General features: G+C 71.8%; 13 protein-coding genes, 1 pseudogene and 1 riboswitch. Of the genes and pseudogenes, 7 read left to right on the forward strand and 7 right to left on the reverse strand.

Annotated elements, in window-relative coordinates; all coding sequences use genetic code 11:
* Positions 1 to 408 precede the first annotated feature (408 nt).
* The gene (glyA, locus tag H5J30_RS04975; protein ID WP_181785930.1) at positions 409 to 1692 is read right to left on the reverse strand and encodes a serine hydroxymethyltransferase; all 1284 of its coding nucleotides are present in this window, start codon (positions 1690 to 1692) and stop codon (positions 409 to 411) included.
* A 33-nt stretch (positions 1693 to 1725) separates the two neighbouring features.
* Positions 1726 to 1816: riboswitch (ZMP/ZTP riboswitch) on the reverse strand.
* Positions 1817 to 1944: 128 nt separating this feature from the next.
* Between glyA and rocD the strand changes: the two genes are divergently transcribed.
* Together rocD and H5J30_RS04985 are read left to right on the forward strand one after the other, a co-directional pair.
* The gene (gene rocD, locus H5J30_RS04980; protein ID WP_181785931.1) at positions 1945 to 3150 is read left to right on the forward strand and encodes an ornithine--oxo-acid transaminase; all 1206 of its coding nucleotides are present in this window, start codon (positions 1945 to 1947) and stop codon (positions 3148 to 3150) included.
* 144 nt (positions 3151 to 3294) lie between these two features.
* Entirely contained in the window at positions 3295 to 4467 is a 1173-nt protein-coding gene (locus H5J30_RS04985) for an FUSC family protein (protein ID WP_258563099.1), read from the forward strand.
* A gap of 20 nt (positions 4468 to 4487) precedes the next feature.
* Here the strand turns inward: H5J30_RS04985 and H5J30_RS04990 are convergent, their stop codons facing one another.
* The 4 genes from H5J30_RS04990 to H5J30_RS05005 form a co-directional block, all read right to left on the reverse strand.
* Positions 4488 to 5108 (reverse strand): DUF5753 domain-containing protein, encoded by a 621-nt coding sequence (locus H5J30_RS04990; protein WP_181785932.1) that lies wholly within the window; start codon positions 5106 to 5108, stop codon positions 4488 to 4490.
* A 355-nt stretch (positions 5109 to 5463) separates the two neighbouring features.
* On the reverse strand, positions 5464 to 6318 hold the full coding sequence (locus tag H5J30_RS04995; protein WP_181785933.1) for a helix-turn-helix domain-containing protein: 855 nt from the start codon (positions 6316 to 6318) through the stop codon (positions 5464 to 5466).
* A 24-nt stretch (positions 6319 to 6342) separates the two neighbouring features.
* The gene (locus tag H5J30_RS05000) at positions 6343 to 6870 is read right to left on the reverse strand and encodes a DUF6879 family protein (RefSeq protein ID WP_181785934.1); all 528 of its coding nucleotides are present in this window, start codon (positions 6868 to 6870) and stop codon (positions 6343 to 6345) included.
* Entirely contained in the window at positions 6842 to 7102 is a 261-nt protein-coding gene (locus H5J30_RS05005) for a hypothetical protein (protein ID WP_181785935.1), read from the reverse strand. Before H5J30_RS05005 ends, H5J30_RS05000 begins: the two co-directional genes overlap by 29 nt.
* A gap of 636 nt (positions 7103 to 7738) precedes the next feature.
* Between H5J30_RS05005 and H5J30_RS05010 the strand changes: the two genes are divergently transcribed.
* The gene (locus H5J30_RS05010) at positions 7739 to 8143 is read left to right on the forward strand and encodes a hypothetical protein (RefSeq protein WP_181785936.1); all 405 of its coding nucleotides are present in this window, start codon (positions 7739 to 7741) and stop codon (positions 8141 to 8143) included.
* Positions 8144 to 8246: 103 nt separating this feature from the next.
* Here H5J30_RS05010 and H5J30_RS36395 read toward each other — a convergent pair.
* Positions 8247 to 8378 (reverse strand): annotated as a pseudogene (locus tag H5J30_RS36395) (helix-turn-helix domain-containing protein); the annotation flags it as partial.
* A gap of 163 nt (positions 8379 to 8541) precedes the next feature.
* Here H5J30_RS36395 and H5J30_RS05015 point away from each other — a divergent pair.
* The 3 genes from H5J30_RS05015 to H5J30_RS05025 all read left to right on the forward strand — a co-directional run bounded on the left by H5J30_RS05015 (position 8542) and on the right by H5J30_RS05025 (position 13081).
* Positions 8542 to 9291 carry a response regulator transcription factor gene (locus tag H5J30_RS05015; RefSeq protein WP_181785937.1) on the forward strand — a complete coding sequence of 250 codons (750 nt, stop codon included), beginning with the start codon at positions 8542 to 8544 and terminating at the stop codon, positions 9289 to 9291.
* On the forward strand, positions 9288 to 10763 hold the full coding sequence (locus H5J30_RS05020; protein WP_181785938.1) for a sensor histidine kinase: 1476 nt from the start codon (positions 9288 to 9290) through the stop codon (positions 10761 to 10763). Before H5J30_RS05015 ends, H5J30_RS05020 begins: the two co-directional genes overlap by 4 nt.
* 92 nt (positions 10764 to 10855) lie before the next feature.
* Entirely contained in the window at positions 10856 to 13081 is a 2226-nt protein-coding gene (locus H5J30_RS05025; RefSeq protein WP_181785939.1) for an MMPL family transporter, read from the forward strand.
* Between the two features lie 74 nt (positions 13082 to 13155).
* On the opposite strand, the gene H5J30_RS05030 is transcribed toward H5J30_RS05025, so the two are convergent.
* Complete coding sequence (locus H5J30_RS05030; RefSeq protein WP_181785940.1) at positions 13156 to 14661, reverse strand: MFS transporter; 1506 nt, start codon at positions 14659 to 14661, stop codon at positions 13156 to 13158.
* 62 nt (positions 14662 to 14723) lie between these two features.
* Between H5J30_RS05030 and H5J30_RS05035 the strand changes: the two genes are divergently transcribed.
* A complete protein-coding gene (locus H5J30_RS05035) occupies positions 14724 to 15704 on the forward strand; it encodes a helix-turn-helix transcriptional regulator (RefSeq protein WP_181785941.1) in 981 nt (326 codons plus the stop codon).
* The last annotated feature ends 85 nt before the right edge of the window (positions 15705 to 15789 follow it).

Here is a 15789-nt window from a genome sequence, read left to right on the forward strand (position 1 = left end):
GGGTCCCGCGACGAACTGGTGGTGGACCTTGCCGGGCCTGGCGGCCGGCGCCCTCCTGGCTACGGCGGCCCAGAGCCTGCGCCGTCGCCGGGCGGCGCCGGCCGAAGAGGTCGGCACCCGCGGCGAACTCCTGGACCTCGACGGCTGAGGACCCCTGCACCTCAACAACCGGGCACCCCGGCCCGTACGCACGAACGCCCCCGACCCGAGCCTGCCGACCCACGCCCCCGACCCGCGTGCCCCGACCCGCGTGCCCCGACCCGCACCTGCCGACCGCGTCTCTCGATGCCCGCGCCCCCCAGGGCCCGGTGCCGTCCGCCCGCCCGCGCCGGTCCGTACCGACCGACGGTCAACCGCCGATCGACCGCCAACCGCCGACCCGCCGTCAGGCGCCCCGCCGACCCGTCGTCAGGCGACCGGCAGCCCCGGCGCCGGGTACGACGCCATCAGCTCCGCCACCTCGCCCCTGATCCCCTTCAGCGCCACGTCCTCTTCCTCCCCGCCGGCCCGCGCCGCCGCGACCCCCCGGTCGATCCACTCCGCCACCCGCGCCATCTCGCCCGTCCCCAGCCCCCGCGACGTCAGCGACGGCGTGCCGAGCCGGATGCCCGACGGGTCGAACGGCTTGCGCGGGTCGTACGGGACGGTGTTGTAGTTGACCACCAGGCCCGCCCGGTCCAGGGCCTTCGCCGCCGGCTTCCCCGGGACCTCCTTGTCCGTGAGGTCGATGAGGATCAGGTGGTTGTCGGTGCCGCCCGAGACCAGCGAGAAGCCGCGTTCCGCGAGCTGCGCGGCCAGCGCCTTCGCGTTGGCGACCACCGCCGCCGCGTACTCCCGGAACGACGGCTGCGCCGCCTCGTGCAGGGCGACGGCGATGGCGGCCGTGGTGTGGTTGTGCGGCCCGCCCTGGAGGCCGGGGAAGACCGCGCGGTCGATCGCGCGCGCGTGTTCCGCGCGGGTCAGGATCATCGCGCCGCGCGGGCCGCGCAGCGTCTTGTGCGTGGTCGTCGTGATGACGTCCGCGTGCGGTACGGGCGAGGGGTGCGCGCCCCCGGCGATGAGCCCGGCGATGTGCGCGACGTCCGCGACGAGTACCGCGCCGGCCTCGCGGGCGATCTCGCCGAAGGCGGCGAAGTCGATGGTCCGCGGGATGGCGGTGCCGCCGCACAGGATGATCTTCGGGCGTTCCGCGAGCGCCAGGTCCCGTACCTCGTCGAAGTCGATGCGCCCGTCCTCGCGCCGCACCGTGTACTGCACGCCGCGGAACCACTTGCCGGTCGCGGACACGCTCCACCCGTGGGTGAGGTGCCCGCCGTGCGGCAGGGACATGCCCATGACGGTGTCGCCGGGCTCGGCGAACGCCAGGTAGGCGGCGAGGTTCGCGGGGGAGCCGGAGTACGGCTGCACGTTGGCGTGCTCGGTGCCGAAGAGGGCGTTGGCCCGGTCGGCGGCGAGGGTCTCGATGGGGTCGATGTTCTGCTGGCCCTCGTAGTAGCGCTTGCCGGGGTAGCCCTCGCTGTACTTGTTGGTCAGCACGGTGCCGGTGGCTTCGAGGACGGCGGCGGAGACGTAGTTCTCGCTGGGGATGAGCCGCAGCGTGTCGGCCTGGAGCTGCTCCTCCGCGGCGACGAGGGCGGCCAGCTCGGGGTCGGTCTGCGCGAGGGCGGGATGGGCGGGATGGGTGGCGGTCATGGCGTGTCCCTCCGGGTCGAGTCTGCGTCGGACCCGGGGCACCCAGGCGGGCGGCACCACTCGGCTGCTGCGTTGCGCGGCTTCCCCGTGGTCCGTTCCACGTTCGCCAGTCGCCGCACGTGGTATCCACCCTAGCGGGCACGCCCGCCGGTGATGGATCCTTCGTCCATCAACCGAGCGAAGATAGAAATCAGGGGCACCACCCCTGCCCCACCCGCACCGCCCATCACGGCGCAACGGAACGGAGACCCCGTGACGCGAACCGACGCAGCCATCGCCGCGGCCGACGCCCACAGTGCGCACAACTACCACCCCCTGCCCGTGGTCGTCGCCACCGCCGAGGGCGCGTGGATGACGGACGTCGAGGGCAACCGCTACCTCGACATGCTCGCCGGCTACTCGGCCCTCAACTTCGGCCACGGCAACCCCCGCCTCCTCGACGCCGCCCGCGCCCAGCTGGACCGGGTGACGCTCACGTCGCGCGCGTTCCACCACGACCGCTTCGCGGAGTTCTGCACGCAGCTCGCGGAGCTGTGCGGCAAGGACATGGTGCTGCCCATGAACACGGGCGCGGAGGCCGTCGAGACCGCGGTGAAGACCGCCCGCAAGTGGGGCTACCGCGTCAAGGGCGTGCCCGAGGGGCGCGCGAAGATCGTCGTGGCGGAGAACAACTTCCACGGCCGTACGACCACCATCGTCAGCTTCTCCACCGACCCCGAGGCCCGCGCCGACTACGGCCCGTACACCCCCGGCTTCGCGATCGTCCCCTACGGCGACCTGGCCGCCCTGGAGGCGGCCGTCGACGAGGACACCGTCGCCGTGCTGCTGGAGCCGATCCAGGGCGAGGCGGGCGTGCTGGTCCCGCCGCCGGGCTACCTGGCGGGGGTACGGGAGCTGACGGCCGCCCGCAACGTGCTGTTCATGGCCGACGAGATCCAGTCGGGCCTGGGGCGCACGGGCCGTACGTTCGCGTGCGAACACGAGGACGTGGTGCCGGACGTCTACATCCTCGGCAAGGCCCTGGGCGGCGGCGTGGTCCCCGTCTCGGCGGTCGTCGCGAGCCGCGAGGTCCTGGGCGTCTTCCACCCCGGCGAACACGGCTCCACCTTCGGCGGCAACCCGCTGGCGTGCGCGGTGGGCCTGGAGGTCGTCGCGATGCTCCGCACCGGCGAGTACCAGCAGCGCGCCACGGAACTGGGCGACCACCTGCACCGCGAACTGGGCCTGCTGACGGGCACGGGCGCCGTCCAGGAGGTACGCGGCCGGGGCCTGTGGGCGGGCGTGGACGTCGACCCGGCCCACGGCACGGGACGGGAGCTGTCGGAGAAGCTGATGGCGCGCGGCGTCCTGGTCAAGGACACGCACGGCTCGACGATCCGCATCGCGCCGCCCCTGGTGATCACGAAGGAAGACCTCGACTGGGGCCTGGCGCAACTCCGCGAGACCCTCGCGGGCTGACCCGGCGCGTCGACGGCGGGGCAGGGGCGCGCACCCGTGCTCCCTGTCCCGCCTCCGCCCGGCATCCGCCGTACGACTGGTAGGCACCCCTCTTGTGGCCGCGGCCTGCGCGCCCCTTCGTGGCGATCGCGGCGGGACCGGAGAATGCGGGACCGCAGCGGCATCTCCGGAGACCAGACGAGCGAGGCGGCCATGGCGGGTTCCACCACTCCGAAGGAGACCCCGGTCATCCGGAAGGAGGCCGTGAGCGAGCTGTCGCAGGTGTTCCGGCTCGACGCAGCGGGACTCGACTGGCCGCGCGCGATCCTGTTCCTGGACCTCGCGCTGGTGCCGCTGGTGGTCCTCTGGACGATCGGGTACGAGCAGTACCTCCTCGGCGCGCTGTTCGGCCTGCTGCTCGCCGCGCTGGACGACCCCGGGGGCCGCTACGGGCACCGCGCGGCGCACGTCTCCGCCTTCGCACTGATCGGCGCGGGGCTGACCGCGTGGGCCTTCGGCATCGGGGGAGCAGCCTGGGGCTGGCTGGTCCTCGCGGCGTTCGCGGTCACGCTCCTGGCCGGGCTGGCGGTCGCGTTCGGGGTACGCAGGTTCGTCACCGCCCTGCTGCTCAACATCTGGTTCGTCGTCGCGCTCGCCCTGTCGTTCCAGTTCCACCAGCACGACCGTCCGACCAGCCACGTATGGGCCCAGGTGCTCGCCTGGACGGGAGGCGCGGCGCTGTGGCTCGCGGTGACGTTCCTCGCGTGGCTGGCCCGGGGGCGCGAAGACCGGCCCCGCCCGGTCGCGGAGCTGCCCGGTGACACCTCGCGGCAGCCGCTGACCGGCCCGTCGACCGCGTTCGCGGTGATCCGCGCCGGCGCCGTCGCCGCAGCCACCGCGCTCGCCTTCGGACTGGACCTCTCTTACGGCTACTGGATCCCGATCGCGGCCGTCATCGCCATGAAACCCAGCCTGGAGCAGACCACACTCGTCGCCTCCCAGCGCCTCGTCGGCGCGCTGATCGGCGCCGCCGCCGCCTCGCTGCTGATCCTGCTGCCCGCGAGTCAGACCGGGCTCAAGGAATTCGCCGCGACCCGCGGGCTCGAAGTGGTCGCACTCGTGCTGCTGACACACGCGGTGGCGATCCGCTTCTGGAACCACGCGCTCTACTGCGCGGCCGTCGCCGCGGGAGTACTCATCCTGGTCAGCCTCCCGCACCGCGGCGACTACGCCGTCGAGGGCTACCGCGTGCTGTGGACGGCGTGCGGCGTGGCGATCGGCGTGGGCCTCATGCTGCTGGCGGCCAGACTCGCGGGCCGCGACGACGGGGAACCCTGAGCGGGCAGCAGCCGTAGCTGTCAGTCGAGGGACTCGATGGCCTTCAGGATCAGAGCCCGCGCCTCGGCCCCGTAGACGGCCATTTGTTGCAGTTTCCGGAACGCCTTGAGGTAGAGGGTGATTTCGGCGGGCTGGACGATGTTGACCTGAGCCGACACCAATTCCACGGATACCAGCGTGTCGTCGTAGACGTGGAAGGTCTCCCGGGGGTGCATGGAGCGGGCGCGGGTCGCGGCCGGGATCACGCCCAGCGATAAGGCCGGTTGTGCGCTGGCGGTCAGCAGGTAGTCCAGTTGGCCGGCCAAGGCGCCGGTGTCTCCGATCTGATGGCGGAGCACGCCTTCTTCAATGAGCAGGGCGAACTCGTGGCCCGGCTCGTGAATCACCTGCGAACGCCGCACGCGGGCGGCTGCCGCTTCGGGGCCGTCGTTCGGGATCCCGTGGAAGTCCGCGATTCTGGACAGCAGCGCCGCCGCGTAGTCCTCTGTCTGGAGCAGGCCGGGCACCAGCGTCGAGGAGTAGACGCGGAACAGGCGTGTGTTGTGGAAGAACGGCACCAAGTCTTCTTGCAGCGCCTTGAGGCCGCCGCGCTGCCGGTGCCGCCACTCGTTGTACGTCGTCTCGGTGCGTGACTTTGCCATCAGATCCTCCGACTCGCCTTCGACATCGGGCCTGTCCGAGCTGTTTCACATCAGCGGATCTCGTATGCGTCGTGCGGGGTGGCCCGCTGCCGGACGGCTTCGAACGCCGCGCCGCACAGTTCCGCGGCGCCCGGGGCGTCGCTCTCTTCCGGGCCGCCCGAGTCCCGGTCCGCCGGGTCGTGCCGGAAGCCGTTCCTCCAGGCGGCGAACGGCTCCTTCTACTGGTCGATCCCGTAGACATCCCGCATCTCCAGGTGCGCGGCCGACTGCGTGGCGCCGGCCATCAGCTCATTGAACGTTGGCATGGGAGTCTCCGGTTTGGTGCGGCGATCCTCGGCTGTGCTGCCCGGCGGGCTCAATCCAGGGTCTCGATGGCGTTGAGTATCAGAGCCCGCGCCTCGGCGCCGTAGACGGCTAGCTGGTGCAGTTGTGCGAATGCCTTGAGGTACAGGTCGATCTCACTGGGTTGCACTACGTTCACCTGCGCGGTCAGTAGCTCCACGGAGACCAGGGCCTCGTCGAAAATGTGAAAGGTCTCCAGCGGCCGGAGCTGGCGGTCCGATGTGGCCGAGGGGATGACACCGAGAGACACCGCGGGCAGGGCGCCGACCGTGAGGAGATGGCCGAGCTGCGCCGCCATCGCATCCGAGTCGCCGATCCGGTAGTGGAGGGCGGCTTCCTCGATGACGAAGGCGAAGCGTTTCCCCGGCTCGTGTACGACCCGGGCACGTTCCATGCGCACCGAGGCAGCCGCGGCCACGTCGTCGGGTGCCGCATGGAATTCGGCGATACCCCCGAGCAGGGCCGCGACGTATCCCTCGGTCTGCAGGAGGCCGGGGACGATGCCGGGCGAGTACACGCGGAAGTGCCGAGTCCGTTTGTAGAGCGGCGCGTAGCTCTCCTGGAGTTGCTTCAGGCCGGTGCGGATTTTCCGGCGCCACTCGGTGTACATCGACTCGGCGTGGATGGACTGCGCCACGAGATCCGCTGCTTGATCTGCGGCGTCGCATGCGCGACACCACAGCCGGATGTCCGTGGCGTTCGGCGGGGTGCGAGCGTTCTCGATCCGGGAGGTCTTCGCGTGGTGCCATCCGCACCTGTTGGCCAGCTCGGTCACGGTGAGCCCGGCGTCCTTGCGCAGTTCTCGCAGCCTGACAGCGACGGCCGTGCGTGCGGCCTGCGCAGAGGACGATGGGGAAGCGGGTGACACGGTTGGCTTGTCCAGGGGCAGGGGTCAATGGATCTCGTACTCGTTGTGCGGCACGGCCCGCTGCCACACGGCTTCGAAGGCCGTAGCACACAGTTTCGCAGTGGCCGGGTCGTCGCTCAACTCCCCGCCGCTCGACTCTCCGTCCCCGGTGAAGTGATTCCATCTGATCACGGTCTCGTCGATCAGCCAGAAGTCGTTGCCCGGCAGTGCCAGGTCCGACGCGCGGCGGCGCGACAGCCAGCGGACCTGCTCACCGGCGGCGATGTTGATCGGCGTGCCCGCGTGCTCGTACCGGATGTACTCGGTCACGGGCTCGGACACGATCCGGGCGCGGCGGACCGTCACCCCGCGTGCGACAGTGCGCTCGATCAGATGCACCCAGTCCGTGAAGTAGTCGGGTGGGGGGTCGAGGGACCGCTCGCCGGTCTCGCGCCACTCCTTGAAGTGTGCGCTCTCGTAGTCGACGGCGTAGGAGTCGCGCATCTCCAGGTGAACCGCCGACTGCCCTGCGCCGTCGAGGAGTTCATCGAACGTCGGCGCGTTCGAGGACATCGCATGCCTCCCTCATCATTCGCACCATACGGGCGGGGATCCGGACGAGCGCTTCGTGGGCCGGGACGCCCTCTTCGTGGCCAGGGGGCGCGGATTCGTAGCAACGCGCTACTTCATCGGCGCTTGCCGTCCATCCCTGGATGAGCAACTCCTGCTTGTCGGTGTCGACCCACACCGTGGGGCTGTTGCCCACCGCTGAGTTGGGGTCGACGCCGATAAAGGCTAACGGCATGGTGATCTCCTACCTTCCGCCGTGCAGCAATGTGCACCATATTCGCGATCCATGGCAGCTCAGTCAAGGCAGGATTTCGGCCTAAGAGTTGTTCACGCACATCTATGCACATCTGTGGCGCCGTGCCCGGACGCCCTCTTAACGTCCACGTCATGGCGACCCGGCCCGGTACCCCCACCCCACCCGCCCGACCGCTGCTGACCCTCCGGGTCTCCCGCACCGGCGGCCGTACCTGGGGCCCGATACGGCGGTACTTCGCGCGGGACTGCGCTCCGCTGCTCACCTCCGAGTGGCCGCCCTGCGGTTGTCCGCGGTGTCGCGGGGTCCGGGGGCGGGGCTGGTGAGGAACGACGGCTCCCGCCCCGGCCGCCGGGCTTGGACGGCGGGCGGCGCAGGAACCCCGGGGCAACGGGGTTCTGCGGGCATCACGGCGCGAGGAGACACCTCGGGCCGCGCTCCCGACAGGAGGTCACCATGCGGCACCTGCCCGGACGGGTCAAGGCGGAGCCGGAAGACGACGACGGCGAGTCCGCCGGCGGCTGCGGTGACGGAGACGGCTGCGGCCGTCAGTAGCGCAGGACAGGTGAGGGGCGGCGGTGCCGCCCCTCACCCCGGGTACGGCGACGAGGTACCCCGGTGAGCGACCACCACCACGGCTACACCTGGCTCGGCAGCGGGCGCGAGTTGGCCAAGGACGGTCCGCGGCGGCCCGCGCACGGGGAGTTCGCCCTCAGTCGCGTACCGCCGCTGGAGTTGGCGCACTGGCTGCTGAAGTCCCCGGCCCTCGTGGAAGGCACCTGGCCCGACCCGCAGCAGGCCGCCGACTGGTGGGTCACGCGCGTACGGGCCCACGGCGACGCGCTACTGCCGCACGACCGGCAGCAGGTGTCCACCCGTACCCAGGCCGCCGCGCGGGCGGTCGCGGGCGGGGAAGACGTCGCGGGTGGGTGGTGGCTGGCCGGAGGACGCTTCCTCTCCGTCTGCCTCATCGGCTGCTCCCCGCACCGCTTCCGCCCGGAGTACCGCTGCCCGACCGGCTGACCGCGTACGACTAGGGCATGAGTGACCCGCTCGCCGACCAGGACAACGTCCTGGCCCTCCTGTTGCCGCCTCAGGCGCAGGGCACGCTCGGCGGGGGGATCGGCTTCGAGTACCGCACATGCTCCCCGAGCTGCTCCCGGCTCAACCCCGCATGCTCCCGCAGCGCTTGGACCATCGCGCCGAACGTCCGCATGCTGTCCGACGGCTCCGGCTCACCCCCACCACCCGCACCCATCTCCGCCACCTCCCGTTGCAGGCGTCCATGCTCACGGAAGGTGACAAGTACTGTCCACTCTCTGTGTATGTACGCATACAGGTTGTACGCGTCCCGCTTCTCACAGGGAACTCCCAAAATCGCCCCCGGCCGCGAACCCGACCCCCGCCCCGATACTGGGGCCATGAACGGCGCGACAGAGCGAAGTGCGGTGGGGGAGTCCGTTCTCGTGGTCGAGGACGACCCCGGGATCGCCGACATCCTCCAGATCACCCTGCGCTTCCACGGCTTCGCCGTACACGCCGCCCCCACCGCCCGGCGCGCCCTCGAACTCGCCCGCGCCCACGCCCCCGACCTCGTCCTCCTCGACGTCATGCTCCCCGACGGCAGTGGCTGGCAGGTCTGCCGCGAGCTGCGGGCATACGGGGACGAGCCCGCCGTGATCTTCCTGACCGCCCGCGACGCGCCCGCCGACGTGCTCGGCGGACTCGCGCTCGGCGGGGACGACTACATCACCAAGCCGTTCAACGTCGACGAGGTCGTCGCCCGCGTACGGGCCGTGCTGCGCCGGACCCGGGGCACCCCGGCCGGCGGCGGGGTGCTGCGGCACGGGGACGTGGAGCTGGACGAGGCGACGTTCACCGTACGGCGCGGGGGCGCGCCCGTGGAGCTGACGCCGACCGAGTACAACCTGCTGCGCCACCTCATGCGCAACGCCGGCCGCATCCTCACCAAGGAGCAGCTGCTGCGCAGCGTCTGGCAGTTCGACACGGCGGTCGAGTCCACCGTCGTGGAGACGTACATCAGCTACCTGCGGCGCAAGCTCGACCCGCTCGGCCCGCCGCTCATCGAGACCCGCCGCGGCGTCGGCTACGGCCTGCGCGCCGTAGGACCGGCGGCGGCACCACCCGACCGCGGCGGGCCGCCGCCGTGAAGCGGTTCCCCCGTTCGCTGAGCAACCGGCTGTCCGTCACCAACGTCGTCATCCTGGCCGTCGGTCTCCTCGCCGCCGCCTGCGCCAGCCTCTTCGGCACGTACACCCTCCTCGTCGGCGAAGTCGACTCCACCGTGCGCCAGGGCCGCGACACCCTCATCTCCGGCCCGCTCAGCGCCGACGCGCTGACCCGGGTGTGCCGGCTCGCCGACGCCTTCGGCGCCCCCGACGACAAGGGCATCGCCCGTTCCGCCAAGGACGAGCCCTTCGTCCTCCTCGACCCCGCCGGCGAACTCGAACCCACCTGCGCGCTCTTCGGCGGCGACAACCCCCGGCTCTCCCGCGAGATAGCCGACTCCGTCGACAACCCCGGCGCCCTCGCCGACTCCGGCGACCTCACCAGCATCGCCGCCGGCGGCCACCACTACCGTGCCGCCGTCGCCCGCCTCGACGACGGCTCGTACGCCATCAGCACCACCCGCTACGACGGCGTGCGCAACGCCGTACGCAAACTCTTCGTCATGGAAGCCGTCTTCGGCGCCCTGCTCCTGCTGCTCCTCGCCGTCGTCTCCTCGCACGCCGCCCGCCGCCGGCTGCGCCCCCTGGAGGACATGGTCGAGACCGCATCCGCGATCTCCGAGGGCGACCTGTCGCGCCGCGTCGACACCTCACCGCCCGGCGGCAGCGAGGTCGAGCAGCTGCGCGACGCGCTCAACGCCATGCTCCAGCAGGTCGAGGGCGCCATGGCCAGCCGCGAGGAAGCCGCCGCACGGCAGCGGCAGTTCCTCGCCGACGCCTCGCACGAACTGCGCACCCCGCTGGCGACCGTCCTCGGCTACCTCCAGCTCTACAACAAGGGCATCCTCGACGACGACGAAGCCGAACGCGCCCTGAGCCGCGTCGGCGCCGAAGCCGAACGCATGAGCCGCCTCGTCGACGAACTCCTCGCCCTCGCCCGCCTCGACCAGCACCCCGCCCGCGACCGCGCCCCCGTCGACCTCGCCGCCCTCGTCCGCGACGCCGCCGCCGACCTGCGCGCCCAGCAGCCCCACCGCCCCGTGACGGCCGACGCCGCGGCACCCGCCGTCGTCGTCGGCGACGAGGCCCAACTGCGCCAGGTCCTCGGCAACCTCCTCGCCAACGTACGCACCCACACCCCCGAGGACGCCGCCTGCACCCTCTCCGCCGCCACCGGCGACGGCGCCGCCGTGCTGCGGATCGCCGACACCGGCCCCGGCATGCGCCCGGAGGACGCGGCACGCATCTTCGACCGGTTCTTCCGCGCCGACCCCGGCCGCGCCCGGGACGTCGGCGGCAGCGGCCTGGGCATGTCCATCGTGCGGGCCGTGGTCGAGGCGCACGACGGCGAGGTCGCCCTCGACACCGCACCCGGCGCCGGCATGGCCGTCGTCATCCGCCTGCCGCTGCCGCCCGACACGCGGACGGACACCCCGGTTGAGAGTTCGGTGTGAAGCCCCTGCGGGATCCCTGAGGACCCTGGGTACGCCCCGGCCCCCGCGGCGACGCTGAAGCCCCGCGCCACCGAGAGCCGAGGAGTCCCGCCGTGGCCGCACTGGCCCGATTCTGCTTCCGCCACCGCTTCGCCGTCCTCCTGCTGTGGGTGTGCGCCCTCGCCGGCACCACCGCCGCCGCACAGGCCGCCGGCAGCCGCTGGGCCAACGACTTCGAACTGCCCGGCACCGAGTCCGCCGAGGCGGTCGACCTCCTGCGCGAATCCTTCCCGCAAACCTCCGGCGACACCGACAGCGTCGTCTGGCGGGCACCGGAAGGCGCCTCCGTACGGGACCCGGCGATCCGCGAGCGGATGACCGACGCGCTGGCCGGCATCGCCGACATACCCCAGGTCGGACAGGTCACCGGCCCGTACGCGCCGGAAGGCGCCGCGCAGATCAGCCGCGACGGCCGGATCGCGTACGCGCAGGTGACCTTCACCGAGCAGGCCATGAACCTGGAGAAGGAGAACGTCGAAGAGGTCGTCGACACCGCGCGGGCCGCGGCCGGCGACGTCGACGGGCTCCAGGTCGAACTGGGCGGCGAGGCGATCCAGGCCGTACAGGGCGCGCCCGGCGGGCTCGCGGAGGTGACGGGCATCGTGGCGGCGGCGGTCATCCTGTCGATCGCCTTCGGCTCGCTGTACGCGATGCTCCTGCCGATCGTCTGCGCCGTCTTCGGCATCGGCACGGGCCTGATGACCGTCACGCTCCTCAGCCACACGACGGACTTCGCCGAAGCGACCACCCTCCTCGGCAGCCTCATCGGCCTCGGCGTCTCCATCGACTACGCACTGTTCATCGTCACCCGGCACCGCACGGGGCTGCGCCGCGGCATGGCGGCGGAGGACTCCGCCGTACGGGCCCTCGACACCGCGGGGCGCGCCGTGCTGTTCGCCGGCGGGACGGTGTGCGTGGCACTGCTCGGCATGATCGCGCTGGGCATCGGCTTCCTCAACGGCGTGGCGATCGCGGCGTCGCTCACGGTGCTGCTGGGCGTAGCGGCCTCGGTGACCCTGCTGCCGGCACTGCTGGGGATCCTGCAGACCCGGGTACTGAGCCGCCGCCAGCGCCGCAGGCTGGCGGAGCGGGGCCCGGAACCCGAGCACGACCGGTCCCCCGGCCGGGCCGCCCGGTGGTCGCTGCTGGTCCAGCGCAGGCCGCGCCTGCTGGCGGGCATCGCGGTCGCCCTCATCGCCATCGTCTCGCTCCCGCTGCTCTCCCTCCGCCTGGGCACCACCGACCAGGGCAACCACCAGGAGTCCGAGACCACCCGCAAGGCGTACGACCTCCTCGCCGAAGGCTTCGGCCCCGGCTTCAACGGCCCGCTCCAACTGGTGGCGGAAACCCCGGCACCGTCGGACACCCGGAACCTCACCCGGCTCGTCGGCGAGGTCGCACGAACCCGGGGAGTGGCAGAAGTCGGCACCCCCGCCCCCGCCCCGGACGGCAAAGTCGCCGTGGTGCAGGTCATCCCGGACAGCGCACCCCAGGACGAGGCGACGGACCAACTCATCGACCGGCTGCGCGACGACGTCATCCCGACGGCACAGGAGGGCACGTCGCTCGACGTCCGCGTCGGCGGCGTCACGGCGATCAACAAGGACTTCGCCTCGGTCATCACCGGCAAACTGCCGCTGTTCGTCGGCATCATCGTGGCACTGGGCTTCGTCCTGCTGCTGGTCGCGTTCCGCTCGGTGGTGGTGCCGCTGACGGCGGCGGTGATGAACCTCCTGGCCGCGGCGGCCGCGTTCGGCGCCCTGGTCGCCATCTTCCAGTGGGGCTGGGGCAGCGACCTCCTCGGCCTCGGCCGGGAAGTCCCCATCACGGCGTTCCTGCCGGTCATCATGCTGGCGATGCTCTTCGGCCTGTCGATGGACTACCAGGTCTTCCTGGTCAGCCGCATGCACGAGGAGTGGGTCCACCACCGCGACAACGCCCGCGCGATCCGGGTGGGCCTGGCGGAGTCCAGCCGCGTCATCAACGCCGCGGCGCTCATCATGATCTGCGTCTTCAGCGCGTTCGTCCTGAGCGGCGACCTGGAGGGCGTGATGGCGGGCATCGGCCTGGCGGGCGCGGTGGCCCTGGACGCCTTCGTGATCCGCACGATGCTGGTCCCCGCCCTGATGCACCTGATCGGCCCGGCCAACTGGTGGCTCCCCACCTGGCTGGACCGCCGTCTCCCCCACCTGGCCGTAGAACCCCGCGACACCCCGAACGAGACGGAAGCCACCCCGACCCCACAGGAGTTGGCGAAGACGGGCGGCGGCCCGGCGTAGGGCCGGAGCCCACCGCGACGGAACGGGGTGCCGCCCTGTCGGGCCGCACCCCGTTCCCGTACCGGCGGTCGGTCTCAGACCGCTGCCAGCTCCTTCTGCTGCTCCCGCTCCGGTGCCCGGTCGTCCTGCTCCTCCGGGTCCGCCGCGGTGCCCTTCGGGAGGAAGAACAGCAGGGCGTACACCACGCCCAGGATCGCGATCACCCACCACATCGCGTTCTCGAACGCCCCCGCGAACGCCGGGCCCACCTCCCGCGCCGCCGCCGGCTCGTCCATCGCGCCGAAGAACACCACCGACACCAGGCCCAGACCCAGCGCCATCCCCAGCTGGTTCGTCGTGTTGATCAGACCCGACGCCGAGCCCGCGTGCCGGCGCGGGACGCCGGACAGGACCGCGTTCGTCAGCGGGGCGAAGACCAGGCCCATGCCCGCGCCCAGGAGGGTCAGCGGCAGCGCCATCTGCCAGGTCGAGATCTCCGCGCCGTAGCGGTCGGACGCCGTCAGGTACAGCAGCGCTCCCGCGACCATCATCACCGCGCCGCCGTGCAGCACCTTCCGCCCGAAGCGCGGCGTCAGCTTCTGTACGGAGATGCCCGCCGCCACCGAGCAGCCGAGCGAGAACGGCAGCCCCGTCAGGCCCGCGTGCAGTGCGCTCCAGCCGAGGCCGAGCTGCATGTACAGCGTCCACACCAGGAAGAAGATCCCCAGCCCGGTACTGAAGGCGAGCTGCACCCCGATGCCCGCGGCGAAGCTCTTGACCCGGAACAGCGACAGCTCGACCAGCGGCGCGCCGTCGGTGCGCTGCTTGCGCTTCTGGTACGCGACGAACGCGGCGAACACCGGCAGGCTCGCGGCCATCGAGACGAAGCCCCACGCCGGCCAGTCGTTCTCGTGGCCCATGGTGATCGGGTACAGCAGCATCAGCAGGCCCGCGGTGGCCAGGAGCACCCCGCGCAGATCCAGGCGCATCGCGTCGGGTGCCGTCGACTCGCTGATGAAGCGGCGGCCCAGGATCAGCCCGGCGATACCGACGGGCAGGTTGATGAGGAAGATGGGCCGCCAGGCCAGCCCGAACAGGTCCCACTCGGTGAGCAGCGCGCCGATCATCGGCCCCGACACCGCGCCGAGGCCGGCGACCGCGCCGAACATGCCGAAGACCTTGCCGCGTTCCTCCGCGGGGAACGTGACGTGGATGATGCTGAGCACCTGCGGCACCATCAGCGCCGCCATCGCGCCCTGCAGCACCCGCGAGCCCACGAGCATCGCCGGGTCGGCGGCGACGCCGCACAGCAGCGAGGCGACGGTGAAGCCGCCCATGCCGAGGAGGAAGACCCGCCTGCGGCCGTAGATGTCGCCGAGCCTGCCGCCGGTGATGAGGCCGATGGCGAAGGCGAGCGCGTAGCCCGCGGTGATCCACTGGATCGCGCCGAAGGAGGCGCCGGTGTCCTCCTGGATGCTGGGGATGGCGATGTTGACGATCGTCGCGTCGACGAGGTCCATGAACGAGGCCGTCAGTACCACGGCGAGCGCGATCCACCGGCGGCGATCCGGTCCTGCCACAGAGGCGTTCTGGAAGGTCATAGCGGTAACTTAGGATTCGTATAGGACAGGTCATGTCCTAAAGCGAAGGCAGTCTGGAAAACATGACGACGGACACTCCCAAGCGGCTCCTGCACCTGCTCTCCCTCCTCCAGACGCCCCGCGAATGGCCCGGCAGCGAACTGGCCGACCGCCTCGGCGTCACCGACCGCACCATCCGCCGCGACGTCGAGCGGCTGCGCGACCTCGGCTACCCGGTCGAGTCCACCCGCGGTACCTTCGGCGGCTACCGGCTCGTCGCCGGCAAGGCCATGCCCCCGCTGCTCCTGGAGGACGACGAGGCCGTCGCGATCGCCGTCGGCCTGCGCAGCTCCGCGGGCCATACGGTCGCGGGCCTCGCCGAGGCGTCCGTACGGGCGCTGGCGAAGCTGGAGCAGGTGCTGCCGTCGCGGCTGCGCCGCCGCGTCACGTCGCTCGGCACCGCCACCACCCCGCTGACCCGCTGGCAGGGCCCGCAGGTCGACGCCGAGGTGCTGACGGTGCTCGCCGCCGGCGCCTCCGGCGGCGAGCGGCTGCGCTTCGGCTACCGCGCGGCGGACGGCACCGAGACCAAGCGGCTCGTGGAGCCGGCCGGGCTGGTCTCGGCGGGGCGGCGGTGGTACTTCGTCGCGTACGACAACGACCGTGACGACTGGCGGTTGTTCCGCGTCGACCGCATCACCCGCCCCTTCGCCACCGGCGTCCGCCCGCCGCGCCGCGAGCTGCCGGCCGCGGACGCGGCCGCGTTCGTCGAGGCCCGGATGGGCGGGGACCGGCCCCGCTACCGCGCCCGCGCGACCCTGCACGCCCCCCACAAGGAACTGGCGCGCCGCCTCGGCGGGACGGAGGGGCTGACGCGGCTGGACGACGAGCGCTGCGAGTTCGTGACGGAGGCGGACGCGCTGGACTGGCTGGCGCTGCGACTGACGGCGCTGGGCTGCGAGTTCGAGGTGCACGAGCCGCGGGAGCTGGCGGACTACCTACGGGACCTCGCGGGCCGCGCGTCGCGGGCGGCGGACGGCATGGGGGATGCGGGCGGCGAATGACGGATCACAGATTACGGATCACAGATTACGGATCACAGATTACGGATGACAGATGACAGATGATGGACGGCTGACAGTTGGCGGG

The organism is Streptomyces phytophilus, assembly GCF_013870535.1.
GTDB classification, from domain to species: Bacteria; Actinomycetota; Actinomycetes; order Streptomycetales; family Streptomycetaceae; genus Streptomyces; species Streptomyces phytophilus.